Below are 13,443 nucleotides of genomic sequence, written 5' to 3' on the forward strand. Positions count from 1 at the left end.
ACGCAAGGCATGTACCGGGGTGACTGGTCAAACGTAGAGCTCACAAACGCTCCTTCTTGGTGACGGAGGCGACGTCGCGGTCGCAACGTCCCATGGGCATGTGTGCAGCATGCAGATCGGCGCGCTCTGATGCGAGCCGGCTGGAGGGTTATTGCATCGAGTTACGTAAACCTGTACTGCAAGAACCTACGCACTGATAGTGCCTTTGACCTGCGTAGATGCATGAGTTCTTGCATCTATGTGCGACTTCCGCCGAAGTGCTGGGTAGAGTCGAGATGCCTGCGCGTGGGACGGATCGGAGCCCGCCAGCCGTCTGGCACCGGTTGCGGCTCATGGCCGTAGGAGTTGCAGGGCTATGGCACGACCACCTCGTCACGCGGTCATGGCACTTGCTGATCGTTTCGGCCGAATCGCAGGACTGCGCCGGCCTTCTGCTGGCGGGCCTCGATGTCCTGCTGGCGTGCAACTCGGCTCTGGTGGATGAGCTTGAGATTCCACGGTTGTAGTGAGTGATCGGACCCCCAGCTTGGGAAGCTGAGGTGATCTACGGGCGGTTGCTCGGCTGACCTGCACGGGAGCGCTGCTGGCGTCCGACCGCTCGCCGAGCCTGTCCCCGGTGTTCCCCGTGGTTCCCCGCACGATCTGGCACGCGTCTGGCACGGGCGGCCGGTGCCCGACATCCACTGTTAGCCTCATGCGACTCTGACCGCTACTCACCACAAAGCTACGGAGATTGAATTGGGCATCAAGCGAATCGTTCAGGGCGGAATGTCCGCACTGGCCATGGGCGCTGTCACGGTGGCCATGGTGCCGGGCTCGGCGCAGGCGGTGGACTGGGACCACGGACCGCTGTACGACAGGGGTAAGCACGCGGCGGCCTACATCGAGGAGCGCGGCGACTACCTCAGGGTCTGTGACACCAAGGGCGACGGCAAGAAGGCGTGGGTGAACGTCTTCGACTACGACAGCGGTGACCTCCTGTACAGCCTCACCGACACGAAGAACGACGGTAAGTGCAGCTACCGGGACGCCTCGGACGGCGGCAAGTACAACCTCGCGGAAAACCACAAATTCGACGTCATAGTCTCGCATGAGCCCTCGGATAATTCGGGCTCTTACCACTTCCAATTCCTCAACGACCACTGATTACAACATTTGTGACGGGCCATCAGCATCGCTGATGGCCCGTCGGTGAGCTCTCGGCCTCGTCGGGCCGCAGGGCGGGCAGTTGCGGCGGAGCAACTTCCGCGACGACTGGGTCAAGGACCGGAAGACAGCGGGCATCACGGTCGAATTGCACTTCCACGATCTGCGGCACACAGGCAACACTCTGGCCTCCACGGCCGGGGCAAGCACGCGGGAATTGATGACGCGCGTGGGGCACAGCAGCTCTCGGGCAGCGCTGATCTACCAGCACATGACCAGCGACCGGGACCGGACCATCGCCGATCGACTCGGGGCCATGATTCGTGCCGGCGGGGAGGGGCCTCCGGCTCAGGGATGTGGCACCCATGTGGCATTAGAGGTCATCTCATTTGGTGAGGTCCGGCCCGTCCAGGCGTGGACGCACGCGCAAGCGGGTACTCGATTCGGTCCCGCCAGCGTTCGCCGTCCCAGACGATGAGTTGGACCGCGTGGACGTGGCAGCGCAGCGGCAGCAGGGGCGCGAGTTCGGCCTGTAACGCGTCGTACGCTGCGTCCTGGGTCGCAGGGCCCTCACCATTCGCGACCGTCAGATGGGGGTCGAGCCCAGCGCCGAAGAGCCCTCGGTACGGCACCAGTTCGGGCCAGCGCTGAGTGAGGTCCACGGTAAGCGACTTGACCGGGTCATGCGGCCGCGGGTCGAGGTAGAGCACACCTGGGTAGCGGTCGAATTCGGCAAACGTCAAAACGAATGAATCGTGCTTGGCGAAGAGGCCGGACAGTTCACGGTGGACCTGGGCGTCTATGCGGCTCTCGTGCACGAACGGGTAGAGCACAGTGACATGGGCGGGGAATTCGGCCCGGACCAGCGGATCAGCCTCTGGAATCTTGATGGTGAACGCTGTGTCGCCGGGTATGTCCGGCCACCGGTCCGTCTCTCGCTCGCCCTGGCCTTCGTTCTCCTCCGCGATCACCACACTCCATGATCACAAGTCTGGCGTGTCATGAGCAAGACCCTGATTCCAGGACACGGATGGCCAGTTGCCGCTGACCGAAGTGGCCATGTGCGGCTGATCGGTGATCTCACATGCGCTGGTGCCGAAAGCCGATGAGAGCTTCGGCGATGCCACTGAAGACGGGGACGCGCCGGGGGCCCTGCGCTGGGAAAAGACAGTGCAGGAAGATCGCGCGAGGAGCAGACTGCCGTCATGACCGCCTCTGATCCCAAGGCCGACCTCCGGATGTACCTGCAGGGCGCCCGCGATGTCCTGCTGTGGAAGCTCACAGGTCTGTCGGAGTACGACATCCGCCGCCCGCTGACGTCGACCGGCACCAACCTTCTGGGCTTGGTCAAACACGCGGCCTGCGTCGAGCTGGGCTACCTGGGTGACACGTTCGGCCGGCCGTCCGGCGAGCAGCCCTGGTTCGGAGAAGGAACCGACCCCAACGCGCACATGTGGGCCACCGCTGAGGAGTCGCGCGAGAACATCGTCGAGCGCTACCGCCGGTCGTGGGCACACTCGGACGCGACGATCGACGCGCTGCCGCTGGACGCGATCGGCAGGGTGCCGTGGTGGCCGAGCGACGGCAACGAGGTGACGCTGCACCACGTCCTGGTTCGCGTGACCGCCGACACTCAACGACACGCAGGACACGCCGATATCGTCCGGGAGCTCATCGATGGGGCCGTGGGCATGAACGAGGACAATGCGAGCATGCCGCCGGGCGACACGGCGTGGTGGGAGGACTACCGAAGCCGGCTGGAGCGTGTGGCTGAGCAGGCGTCCCGCATGCCATAGGTTGCAATCGCGATGACCGTGGAGCGCTTGGTCCCTTATGGATTGTGGAAGCTCTTCCAACGGGTTGTGCCGACTGCGCCGCCACGGCGGCAGGGCGGTGGGCGGCGCCGCCACGGCGACCGCGAAACGTTGGCAGCGATCATCTTCGTGGCCACGACCGGCTGCACTTGGCGGCAACTACCGTCGGTCTTCGGCCCGTCGGGACCAACGGCACACCGCCGTTTCACCGAATGGACCGCAGCCCGGGTCTGGGCGAAGCTCTATCGCCTCATCCTCGACGAGTTGGGGCAGTGCGGAGATCTCGACTGGCCCCCGGTGCGCGATCGACTCGGTGAACATGCGTGCTCTGAAAGTGGGGGAACTAACAGGTCCAAACCCAGTAGACCGGGGCAAGAAGGGCTCGAAGATCCACTTGATCACCGAGCGGACCGGTCTGCCCCTCTCAATCGCCATCTCTGGGGCGAACCTGCACGACAGCCAGACGCTCAAGTCGCTCGTGGGAGGGATTCCGCCGATCCGTTCCCAACGCGGTATCCGGCACCGCATCGCTCGTAAAGGCAGTGAATCCCGCACACGGCTGGGCCGACACCGCTGGACGATCGAGCGCACTATGTCCTGGCTGGCTGGCTGCCGCCTCCACCGCCGCTACGAACGCAAGGCCGAACACTTCCTAGCCTTCACCGCCATCGCCTGCACCCTTATCTGCTACCGCAGACCACCCAAATGAGATGACCTCTTAGTGGCACGCGTATGGCACGACCCGGACACGACGAAGGGCCAGCCTCGTAGGAAACCCCTCCTGAGCTGGCCCTTAGCTCTGTGCCCCCGGCAGGATTCGAACCTGCGACACCCGCTTTAGAGCTCGTAACAGGATCTTGGTGGGATGTCCTGGTCGGGCGTGCCCGATGTGCCGATTTAGCCGTTGGCGATGCCGTGAGTACTCGGCCGTGGATCGTGGACGACGACTTGTGGGCCCTGATCGAGCCGCTGCTGCCACCCTGGGCTGAGAGGTCACCGGGGCCACGGCCGGTGGAGGACCGGCTCTGCCTGCAGGGCATCCTGTACGTCCTCTACAACGACATAGCCTGGCAACTCCTCCCGCCGGAACTGGGGTTCGGCTCCGGGCAGACCTGCTGGCGACGCCTGGAGCGTTGGCAGCGGGCAGGGGTCTTCGACCAGTTGCACCGGATCCTGTTGGTCGAACTGAACGCGGCCGGCCGCCTCGACTGGTCGAGGGCCTGCGTGGACGGCTCCCATGTCCGCGCGAAAAAGGGGGCTCCGACACCGGTCCGTCGCCGGTCGACCGGCGGAAGACGGGCAGCAAGCACCACTTGATCTGCGACGGGCGCGGCACTCCGCTCAAGGTCGTCACGACTGCGGCGAACGTCAACGACGTCACCCAGACCCTCGCCCTGGTCGACGGCATCCCACCGGTCGCGGGCCGCCCCGGCCGTCCTCGCAGACGCCCCGAGGCTCTGCTCGGTGACAAGGGCTACGACTCCAACGTGAATCGGGAAGCGCTGCGCAAGCGCCGGATCCTGCCGGTCATCTCCCGCAAAGGTGCCCCGAACATCCAGGGCATGGGCAAGCTCCGCTACGTCGTCGAGCAGACCTTGGCCCTGCTCCACCACTTCAAAAGGCTCGCTGTCCGATGGGAACGCCGCACCGAACTCCACGACGCATTCGTATCCCTGGCCTGCAGCCTCATCTGCTGGCGACGTCTCAACAGGCCCGCGTCATGAGAGTTCAGAAGGGCAGCGGTTCGGCGTGCAGTGGCTCGGTGTATCCCAGGGCCCAGCGCCCGGGGACGGTCTTGCAGATCGTCTCCAGGTCGGCCCGGGTCCGGCCCCGGACGTGCAGCCAGCTGTGCACGCCCAAGCCATCTTGGCGTAGCAGCTGCCCCGGAGCGGAGTACCAGCGCACTGGAAAGTCCTCCGGACCCGTCCACATCGGGTAGTCGGGCAGGGCGACCCGCTGGAAGCGTTCGGGCACCGCACCAAGCAGGTCCGTCGGCAGCTCGCACGCGTTGTACAGCCGACCTCCACCGCCGAACAGTGCCTCGCTCAGTACGAGCTCGACGCAGGCCAGAGAGACCCGGTCCAAGAACGGCACCCATCCGTGCCGCGCCTGGACGAATACCGGCGGATCGTCCTGATCAAGGTCGCGCAGGCGCACCCCCCAAAAGGCACAGCCCTGATTCTCGCTGCGGAAGACGAGGACACCGCCGCACTCGTCATGCACGAACATCTCGGCGGGCGGCAGCAATGGATCCTGGTTGCCTATCAGGTCAAATCGCGCGCACAGGAGCGTGTGGACCTCGCGCAGCGCGGCCGGCAGGGAGTGGCCGAGTGTCGCCTCGGCCCGCGCCAATTCCGCTGCTGGCGTGCCGTCGCCCTCGGTCAGCGGCTCGCCCCAAGCAGCGGCGAAGACGCGAATGAAAGCCCACGCCCGCTCCCGGTCGGAGATTCCGCCGTCCAGAGCCTCGGCCGCATCGAACGCGCCAGTCATGCCGCGAACCGTACCGGATGCAAACGCCGCATCACCCAGAGACGATCAGGCCGCCAGTGCGAGCAACCCTGCCAGGCTGGTCCGAAGCTCCGGTGGGTCCCCCGAGTAGGGCATGAATCCAGCGAACGCCATGTCCCGAGCACAGTCACCAAGATCGTGTTACGAGTTCTTAGGAGATCATCCGGGCGTTCCGCTGGTCGGCGGTGAGGGTTGCCAGTCTCCCGTGAATGGTGTGCGGCCGGTCATCTCAGTACGGCAACGTGTGCTGGTGTTGCCGTCAAAGACTGCCGTCAAGCACCACCGACTTGTTCGTCGGTCCGTGCAGGAGACGCGTTGGCCCACACCTGGCCCACCAGCCAGCGACTCGGCCCATGAGGTTGCTACAGCGGGGGGGGGGCAGGCTCCCGCTCGCCATGCACTGCTCAAGCGAGAACCGTCACAGCGACAGTGCACCCCTGGTTCACCCGTATGGGCGCACGGAGATGCAGCCCATGCGCCCATCCAGTAGAAGAGAAAGGAGGCGGGATCCACCTCACTCATCCGGATGGGTATTCGGCAAGGGGATCACGGAATGACATCATTCAACGAAACAAACCGCCAAGCCTCGCTTAATAAAATAGCCCTCCTCCAGGAGAGCCATATGCAAGCTCTCGACGCCACCAAGCATCAAGATGAGAAGATTGGGCGTTTCCTGACAGGGGTTGCATTCCTTACGGCGGCCACACTTGCCTTAGCGTCTCTCAACTCAGCCAAGTTTACGGCGCGAGACTTCAAGATTCCCCCCTATCAGCTACCCCTGACTATCATATCGGTGGCCATTTTCCTTCTAGGTGTGACGCTTTCTGTAATTCTACTACTGGCCGCGCTTACGGCGCCGCTGAGCATACCGGGGGTAACTCAACCGATCAATTTGTCAGAAGAGGAATCACGTTTCCTGTGGGAGAGGAATCGAATAGAAGGTTGCTCGCCCGTATATTTCGTGCAAATATCCGCACTCTCTATCGGCGAGTGGGAAAGGAAATGGGAGGATACTCCCGGGAGGCTGCAAAAGCACTACGAAAGATGCCTAATAAGGGAGTCCCACGCCCTTGCGGCGCGGGCCGCCTTCAAGCGTGATCGATCCAGCGAGGCGGTAGCCTTGTTCTCGCTAGCCCTTCTTGCCTTCGCGATGTCGACCGTACTTATAGCCACGACAGTGGCTGCACCCGATGATGGTAAGCCCGTTGTGCTGGAGCCCATTCCCCGGGTGGCCTTGGGTCTAGTCCTGAGCTCTTATTTCTGGCTACTCGCCACCTTGCCAATAAGGCAAAAGAGGCAAGATATCGGAAAAGACACCATGGAGCTTTCCCGTAGTTTCCTCCTGCGGGACGCGTACGCGCTAACCTCATCTCTGCTCATTGCTGCAGTCGTGATATATTCCCGGCCGTGGCCGTCAGGCTGGTGGATTTTCTCCATTGTCGTCCTGGCTATTATGAATATCTCATTCTATCTAGCAGCTGTCACGCTAGAGGGCATCAAGACCGTGATTGGCCGAACCGCTACAACCATCCTCTCCACTTTGATCTTCGCAGGCGCCAGTGCATATGCCGGATTCGCCGACCTCTATGCATGGCAATTGTTCATTGCGTCATGCGCCGTTGCTGCACTTCTTGTACCGCTTACACTCAGGCCGACGTGGGAACTTCATGTCAGGCGAAAGAATTTCAAGTCGGCGAATTCACATCAAACAGGGAAGCCTCAGAAGAAAGTTTAGGCTCAAGAGTGACAGGACACTCAAGCCTGCACGAGGCGGCTCGTGAATCCGGCATCGCGCAGGCGCTCGTACGCTGCGACCACGTCATCGGGGATGTGCTGCTCGATCATGAATCCCTGTTGCGGGTAGATTATGAGGCGCTGCTGCGCGCCCGCCAACATGTCAATGACCAAGCGAGCGTCTCCTATCGATTCGACGTAGTCAGCCAGGGTCATGGGAGTGGATGCGCTGACCCACTCGACTTCGGGCCACAGCTTGCGGGCGGTCGCGTAGGCCCGTCGTTCCTCGTACGGCTTGCTGACCAGCAGGACGGACGACACTGAGGCCCGGTGCTCTTCGAGCAGTGCGCGAGAGAAGCGGATGTTCTCTCCCGTGTTTCGGGCCCGTGGCTCAACCAGGATGGCATCAGCTGACACCCCCAGCTCGGTCGCCCGCTCGCGGTAGTGCTCAGCCTCGCCACGCGGCATGCGGTCGCGTGTGGTGCGGCTGGTCGCCCCAGTGAAGACGATCAGCGGCATCATGCCCCGGTGGTAGAGGTCAGCGGTTGTGGCCGCGACTCCGAGGTCGTGACTGCCGAGTCCGATCGCGACAGAGCATGGGCGCGGGTCATGGCCCATCTGCTGGAAGTCCCAGAGCCGTTGAGCGTCGGCCCATACCTGTGCTGAGATCACTTACTTTCGCCCTCCGCTTTCGCTGAGTCGGGGACCTTGAAGTCGTACGTCCAGGAGAAGCGCGTCGCCGCGTGAACGCCGATCGCGAATTCCACTACGGTGCCGTCGGCCGTGTACGTCGTCCGATGCAGCTCCACCACCCACTCACCCGGCGCGAGCTGGAGAAGCTGGACTTCGTCTGCCGTGGGGATACGCGCGAACAGCGTCTCCTGCATGTGGTCAATCTCGTACCCGGCGTCATACAGGACACGGAAGCCACCGCCCCGGCCGGCGGGCCCCGGCGCCGGGTCGACGATGCGCGTTCCTTCCACGTGTTCGGGACGGTAGTAGCTCGTCAGGGTGTGCGTCGGTTGCGAGCCCTCCTTGACCACACGTGCACGTGCGTAGACCTCCGCACCTTCCGGCAGACCGTGAGCCTGAGCGACGGCGGCCGGCGCCGTCATACGGCTCACGGTCTGACGGCACCCGCGCTCGCAAAACGGTGTACGGCAACACGTGGGAGGAGTGCGACGAGAAGCGTCAGGAACTGGTGCGCCGGGCACGGCAGGGCATTCCGACGCCGACCCGCTCCGCCAAGCTCTCCGAGTGGCTGCCGTACTGGCTGGCGCAGTACGTCGAACCGCGCCGCAAGCTGAGCACGTACGACAAGTACGAGATGCACGTGCGCCGCTACCTGGTCCCTCTGCTGGGGACCAAGCGGCTGGAGTCGCTCAGCGTCGCCGACGTGCGCCGCTTCACCACGCGCATGCAGAGCGCCAGCACGGCCGCGACCGCGAAGGAAGCACACCGTGTGCTCCGTACGGCGCTCACGGCGGCCGTGCGCGAGGAACTCATCACGCGGAACGTCGCATCGCTCGTGGAACCCCCCGGGTGAAGCAACGCGAGATCAGTCCGTGGTCCCTGGAGGAGACGCTGACGTTCCTGGAGGCCGCACGGCGAGACCCGCTGTATGACGCGTTCGTCCTGGCCATCGCCATGGGCTTGCGGCGCGGGGAGTTGGTAGGGCTGCGCTGGTCGGACGTCGACCTCGACAACCGGGTGCTGCACGTGCGTCAGCAGACGCAGCGCCGGCGCGGCTGGGTCACCAGCTACCAAGGGGCTGGTCCTCACCCTGGGCGCCCAGCGCGTCGCTTCTACGAACTCACCGGCACCGGTCGCAGACAGGCTATAGAGGCGCTACAGAGGCGAAGGGCGCACCGCTTCGGACTCGGCCTGACGAGGGGCGCCTTGTGAGTGAGGTACCTGCTCGTTTGCGGCTCGCATGGTCAGGATCGGCGCGGGAAGGTGCTGCCTACCTCGGCCCGGATGAGCTGCGCTCGGTGGTGAAGCTCCTTGATCGGCTTCGAGGTGACCCTCAGTTTCTGAAGCTGAGCAGCCATGACGTCGTGACTCTGAGGCGTACCGAAGATAACTGCATGCGTCTCGTTATCACGTTGCAATTTGACGCCGAACGTGGGCTCCTCCGCGTCCGAGACATGGATGTCACACCACCTGATGTCGCATCGAGCCCGTCCCGAGGAACGCGGTCCGTAGTTGACTTCGCTGCTCGCCTTGCAGGACCTGCTCGGCCGCATCTCCGCGACGAGTGGATTTCGGTACTGAGTGGTGCACTGGAAGGGCGAGCGGCGTCCTTGCACGCCCGTCAGGCGATGCTTGCTGCGGGCTTCCTCATCGCGGCCATCCGTATGCGGCTTCATGACTTCGGCCAGCCAGCGTGGCGGCCAGTGGATTGGCTGCTTCGACTACCCTCGCGCACCAACACATTCATCACCTCGGTGGTGGGTGCACAAGCGGTTTACATCGTCGGCGACGGCGGCCTGGCTGCGCTAGCTACGGACGTCTGGGAGCCGTGTGGCATCGCTGGTGCTGCCTTGTTGTTCTGGCGCGCTGGCTACGCCGTGTGCGAGGTATCGAGCTGGTCACACCAGAGAGCGAGCGCCGACGAGTAGACATCACGCCGGTTGCCGTCAATTGGTGCCGTCAAAGGCCCTGGACCATGATCGGTCCGGGGCCTTTGTGCTGGTGCCCCCGGCAGGATTCGAACCTGCGACACCCGCTTTAGGAGAGCGGTGCTCTATCCCCTGAGCTACGAAGGCAGTGGCATCGGACGCAAGCAGCGGCCTGCCTGTGGTCTGGGAGGACCACAGGCGTCAGCGTACCGGATACGGGTCGGGCGGGTGTGGGGGTCAGGTCAGGGGGACGTGAGTGAAGCGGCCGGCGGTGTGGAGGTCCGCCTCGATGCGGGTGGCTGTTGACGTCAGTTCCGGTAGGAGGTCCGTCACGCATGCGCGGCGGGTGTGGCGGCTCGCGTGCATCGCTGTGTTCAGGGCGGCCACCACCCTTCCGGACCGGTCGCGGATCGGGACCGCGAGGGAGCGGAGGCCCTCTTCCAGTTCCTCGTCGACCAGGGCGTAGCCCTGGGAGTGGATCGAGGGCAGGTCGAGTTGTTCGTGGCTCGTGCGTGTGTCTGCCAGCAGGACTCGGCCCGGGGCCGTCGCGTACGCCGGCCGGCGCGTGCCCACCGTGATGTTCACGCTCATCACGCGGGCCGTCGCCACCCTGGCCGTGTACTGGATCTCCTCGCCCGAGTCCGAGAGCACCGCCAGTGACGTCGACTCGTGGATGCGGGACGTCAGATCGGACAGGTGTGGCTGGGCGATCTCGGGGAGGGACAGGCGGGAGAGGGGCGGGAAGCCCAGGGAGAGGACCCGGGGGGTGAGGGTGAAGGCGCGGGGGTCCGGGGTCGCGACCAGGCCCAGGTGTTCGTAGGTGATCAGGGCTCGGCGGGCCGTCGCCCGGGCCAGTCCCGTCGCCTGGGCCACCTGCGTGAGGGTCAGCTCCGGCCTGCCCTCGCCGAAGGCCGTGAGGACCGTCAGGCCCCGTGCCAGGGACTCGATGAAGTCGCGGCCCAACTGCTGCTTGGACGCGCCCGTCCAGAGCGCCAGGTTCGAGGGGGGCGGGCCGGGCTCCGGGGGCGGTGTGCGGTGCAGTTCGCGTTCCATCTCCGTCACCGCCGACCGCAACCTCGGCAGCAGGGTGGTGCGCAGGTCGTGCGCGGTGTGCCGGCTCGTGTGGCTGACCACGCTCGCCACGCACGCGATCTCCCGGCTGTCGCCTGCGTGCGGGGACCGGACCGGTACCGAGACCGCCACCAGGCCCGGTTCGATCAGCTGGTCGTCCAGGGCCCAGCCGTTCGCGGCGGCCTCTTCCGTGCGGCTGACGAAGGTCTCGTCGTCCCGTGCGTCCGCTCCGTACGTGCGCGGCGGTACGGCCGTGAAGGACAGGTCCCTCGGGTCCGACGCCCTGCGGTCGCGCCAGTGCTGCCAGTCGGTGTCCGTCCACTCCGTCGCGAACAGCGGGCCCGGTGCGGTGCGTTCGACGGGAAGCAGGTCGCCGATGCGGAAGCTGAGGGACATGGCGCGGCGGCGGGTCGCCTGGTGGATGAAGCGGATGCCGTCGCGGTCGGCGACCGCGAGGGAGACCGACTCGTCCAGTTCGTCGGCCAGGGCGTCCGCCCGGGCGGAGAGGAGGGCGGGGAGGCGCAGTGCGGAGAGGTAGGCGTTGCCCAGTTCCATCAGGCGGGGGGCCAGGTGCACGTCCCTGCCGTCCACGCGGACGTAGTCCATGAGGGCGAGCGTGGCCGTGATGCGGTCGACCGTGGAGCGGGCGAGGCCGGTGGCTCGTTCGAGGGCGCTGAGGCTCAGGGTGCCGTTCGACTCCGTCAGCTCCCGAAGGACCGCGATGCCGCGGATCAGCGGCGTGACCGCCTCGGTGGGCACCCCGGTCCCGGTCCCCTCGTGGGCGTCGTTCGTGGGCTTCGCTGGCATCGGCTCTCCGGTACGGCGGTCGCGGCAGTCGCGGCACGCCTACCGTAATCCGGAACCCGGAATCCGCCCGACGCCTGCGTGCTGATCGCCCCCCGCCGGGCCGACCCCCGCCGGGCCCCTACCTCCTGCTACCTGCCGCTATCGGCCCCCGCGTCACCCGCACCCGGTAGTCCCCCGACGGCTCCGCCCCCACCACCTTGATCACGACCCCCGTCCGCGGATCCCTGAACGTCTCCCCGGGCGCGAACGGTGCGTCGGACAACTCGGAGTGGACGTTCGGCGCGCGTGTGCAGCCGCCGCTGTCGCGGCGGGAGTCCTGGACGGTGATCGGGCCCATGCCCGTGTCCACCGCGGCGTCGACCTTGTAGATCAGGATGCCCGGGCGGCACACCGCCTCGTCGTTGCCGGCGCGGGTGCGCAGTTCGACGGCGTAGCCGGTTCCGCTGTCCAGGGGTACGACGACCAGCTTGGAGCCGCCCGTGCGGGCCAGCGGCGTCAGGGTGAACTCCGTGGTGCCGGGGTCCGCTACGCAGTGCACCTGCGCGGCGTCGAGCCAGCCCAGTTTCCACTTGTGCCAGCCGAGGAGGTCGTTGTTGGCGCCCCAGTCCTCGCTCATGATGTCCCAGTGGCCGACCGCGCCCCCGCCCTCCGCGGTGTACAGGTCGGGCAGGCCGAAGACGTGGCCGTTCTCGTGGGGGAGGACGCGGTAGCCGGTGCGGTCGTAGGAGCCGGAGCCGTCGTCCTGGCGGGAGTAGACGAAGGAGGCGTTGGCCACGGGTTTGCCGTCGGCCGTCGGCGCCTCGGGGTTGCCGGCGAAGGTGACCGAGAGGACTGTGTCGAGGGCGGAGGGGCCGGCGTTCGGGGTGACCAGTACGTTCAGCAGGTCGTATGCGCGGAAGTCCACCTTCGGGTCGGCCACGGCCACGAGGTCCTGGACCAGCGCGCGGTAGCCGGGGTCGAAGGGGGCGCCGCGCTCTATGCCGTACTCGCGGAAGGACTTCGGCATCCGCAGCCACTCCCGGACCGGGAGCGCGGGCCGGTAGTCGAGGCGGCCGTAGGAGCTGGTGCGGAACCAGTGCCGGGTCTGCGGGAAGAACTCCCGGAAGCGGTCCAGGGCCTTGCCCTCGCCGGGGGCGTCGGAGAAGTCGATCATCAGGGTGAGGGCGCGGACGGTGCCGGTGGAGCGGGCGTAGCCGGCGCTGGTGGGGATGCCCTCGGACATCTGGACCTCAGGGGCGCCGCGGATCAGGCAGGGGCCGTGCGCGGAGCTGCGGGACAGGACGATCGGGCCGGCTCCGGCCGTGGTGGCGCCCGGGGCGAGGTGGCCCGTGCCGGCCGAGGTGCTGACCGTGAAGGTCAGGGCGGTCACGCAGGCGAGAGCGGCCAGACGCCGCCGGGGTATCCGGCGGCCGGGCGGCCCCGAGGCGTCCGAACGGGGTCGCCGGGGCTGCGGCTGCGGCTGCATGCCAGGGACCTGCAAGGGACCTCCCGCGCCACGGCAGCCTCCGGTCTCCGGCTGCGCCCTTGCGATCACCCTGCGTCGCGGGGTGGGGGGACGCCCGTTGGAGGAGACCGATCGTGGGTTTCCCGTCAGTAGCGGCGGTGGCGCGGTGGCGCGGTGGCGGCGGTGACGGCGGTGGCGGCCGTGTCGGTCGCGGCAAGCCGCGACCACACCGAGTTTGTGAGCCAGGTCACAAACAAAAAGTCCAGGTGCGGGAAATACCGGGGACCCGGTCCCCGTT

At 66.1% G+C, this 13,443-nt stretch carries 9 protein-coding genes, 1 tRNA gene and 4 pseudogenes; 7 read left to right on the forward strand and 7 right to left on the reverse strand.

The annotated features are described in order from the left end of the window. Nucleotides 1–738 precede the first annotated feature (738 nt). Both MQE23_RS25830 and MQE23_RS25835 read left to right on the forward strand, forming a co-directional pair. A complete protein-coding gene (locus MQE23_RS25830; protein WP_243380426.1) occupies nt 739–1,146 on the forward strand; it encodes a hypothetical protein in 408 nt (135 codons plus the stop codon). 61 nt (nt 1,147–1,207) lie between these two features. After that, nucleotides 1,208–1,480 (forward strand): annotated as a pseudogene (locus tag MQE23_RS25835) (tyrosine-type recombinase/integrase); the annotation flags it as partial. Between the two features lie 46 nt (nt 1,481–1,526). Here MQE23_RS25835 and MQE23_RS25840 read toward each other — a convergent pair. Next, on the reverse strand, nt 1,527–2,117 hold the full coding sequence (locus MQE23_RS25840) for a 2'-5' RNA ligase family protein (RefSeq protein WP_243380427.1): 591 nt from the start codon (nt 2,115–2,117) through the stop codon (nt 1,527–1,529). Nucleotides 2,118–2,351: 234 nt separating this feature from the next. Here MQE23_RS25840 and MQE23_RS25845 point away from each other — a divergent pair, with 234 nt between their 5' ends. From MQE23_RS25845 to MQE23_RS25855, 3 genes and pseudogenes are all read left to right on the forward strand, one after another. Then, a complete protein-coding gene (locus MQE23_RS25845; RefSeq protein ID WP_243380428.1) occupies nt 2,352–2,942 on the forward strand; it encodes a DinB family protein in 591 nt (196 codons plus the stop codon). Between the two features lie 12 nt (nt 2,943–2,954). Further along, nucleotides 2,955–3,669: pseudogene (locus MQE23_RS25850) on the forward strand (IS5 family transposase). 206 nt (nt 3,670–3,875) lie between these two features. Then, a protein-coding gene (locus MQE23_RS25855) for an IS5 family transposase (RefSeq protein WP_243380429.1) occupies nt 3,876–4,684 on the forward strand; the annotation gives its coding sequence in 2 pieces (ribosomal slippage) (nt 3,876–4,193 and nt 4,196–4,684; 807 coding nt in all). Nucleotides 4,685–4,688: 4 nt separating this feature from the next. Here MQE23_RS25855 and MQE23_RS25860 read toward each other — a convergent pair. Continuing rightward, nucleotides 4,689–5,450, reverse strand: a complete 762-nt coding sequence (locus MQE23_RS25860; RefSeq protein WP_243380430.1) for an SMI1/KNR4 family protein — start codon at nt 5,448–5,450, stop codon at nt 4,689–4,691. 571 nt (nt 5,451–6,021) lie between these two features. Here MQE23_RS25860 and MQE23_RS25865 point away from each other — a divergent pair. Then, nucleotides 6,022–7,203 (forward strand): hypothetical protein, encoded by a 1,182-nt coding sequence (locus MQE23_RS25865; protein ID WP_243380431.1) that lies wholly within the window; start codon nt 6,022–6,024, stop codon nt 7,201–7,203. A gap of 20 nt (nt 7,204–7,223) precedes the next feature. On the opposite strand, the gene MQE23_RS25870 is transcribed toward MQE23_RS25865, so the two are convergent. Both MQE23_RS25870 and MQE23_RS25875 read right to left on the reverse strand, forming a co-directional pair. Then, nucleotides 7,224–7,874, reverse strand: coding sequence for a YdcF family protein (locus MQE23_RS25870; RefSeq protein ID WP_243380432.1), 651 nt, complete (start codon nt 7,872–7,874; stop codon nt 7,224–7,226). Next, nucleotides 7,871–8,332: pseudogene (locus MQE23_RS25875) on the reverse strand (UTRA domain-containing protein); the annotation flags it as partial. The pseudogene MQE23_RS25875 and the gene MQE23_RS25870, both read right to left, overlap by 4 nt. Between MQE23_RS25875 and MQE23_RS25880 the strand changes: the two are divergent. Beyond that, nucleotides 8,326–8,951: pseudogene (locus MQE23_RS25880) on the forward strand (site-specific integrase); the annotation flags it as partial. The pseudogenes MQE23_RS25875 and MQE23_RS25880 sit on opposite strands and share 7 nt — an antisense overlap. A 943-nt stretch (nt 8,952–9,894) precedes the next feature. Here the strand turns inward: MQE23_RS25880 and MQE23_RS25885 are convergent. From MQE23_RS25885 to MQE23_RS25895, 3 genes are all read right to left on the reverse strand, one after another. Further along, nucleotides 9,895–9,970, reverse strand: a tRNA-Arg gene (locus tag MQE23_RS25885). Between the two features lie 90 nt (nt 9,971–10,060). Next, the gene (locus tag MQE23_RS25890) at nt 10,061–11,701 is read right to left on the reverse strand and encodes an IclR family transcriptional regulator C-terminal domain-containing protein (RefSeq protein WP_243380433.1); all 1,641 of its coding nucleotides are present in this window, start codon (nt 11,699–11,701) and stop codon (nt 10,061–10,063) included. 118 nt (nt 11,702–11,819) lie between these two features. Then, nucleotides 11,820–13,166 carry a M6 family metalloprotease domain-containing protein gene (locus MQE23_RS25895; protein ID WP_037669004.1) on the reverse strand — a complete coding sequence of 449 codons (1,347 nt, stop codon included), beginning with the start codon at nt 13,164–13,166 and terminating at the stop codon, nt 11,820–11,822. Between the last annotated feature and the right edge of the window lie 277 nt (nt 13,167–13,443).

The organism is Streptomyces sp. HP-A2021, assembly GCF_022807935.1.
GTDB lineage: Bacteria > Actinomycetota > Actinomycetes > Streptomycetales > Streptomycetaceae > Streptomyces > Streptomyces afghaniensis.

Excerpts from the sequence above, each read along its gene's own strand:
- MQE23_RS25845 (WP_243380428.1), top strand. The coding sequence starts at position 2,352 with ATGACCGCCTCTGATCCCAAGGCCGACCTCCGGATGTACCTGCAGGGC.
- MQE23_RS25860 (WP_243380430.1), bottom strand. The coding sequence starts at position 5,450 with ATGACTGGCGCGTTCGATGCGGCCGAGGCTCTGGACGGCGGAATCTCC.
- MQE23_RS25865 (WP_243380431.1), top strand. The coding sequence starts at position 6,022 with ATGACATCATTCAACGAAACAAACCGCCAAGCCTCGCTTAATAAAATA.
- MQE23_RS25890 (WP_243380433.1), bottom strand. The coding sequence starts at position 11,701 with ATGCCAGCGAAGCCCACGAACGACGCCCACGAGGGGACCGGGACCGGG.
- MQE23_RS25895 (WP_037669004.1), bottom strand. The coding sequence starts at position 13,166 with ATGCAGCCGCAGCCGCAGCCCCGGCGACCCCGTTCGGACGCCTCGGGG.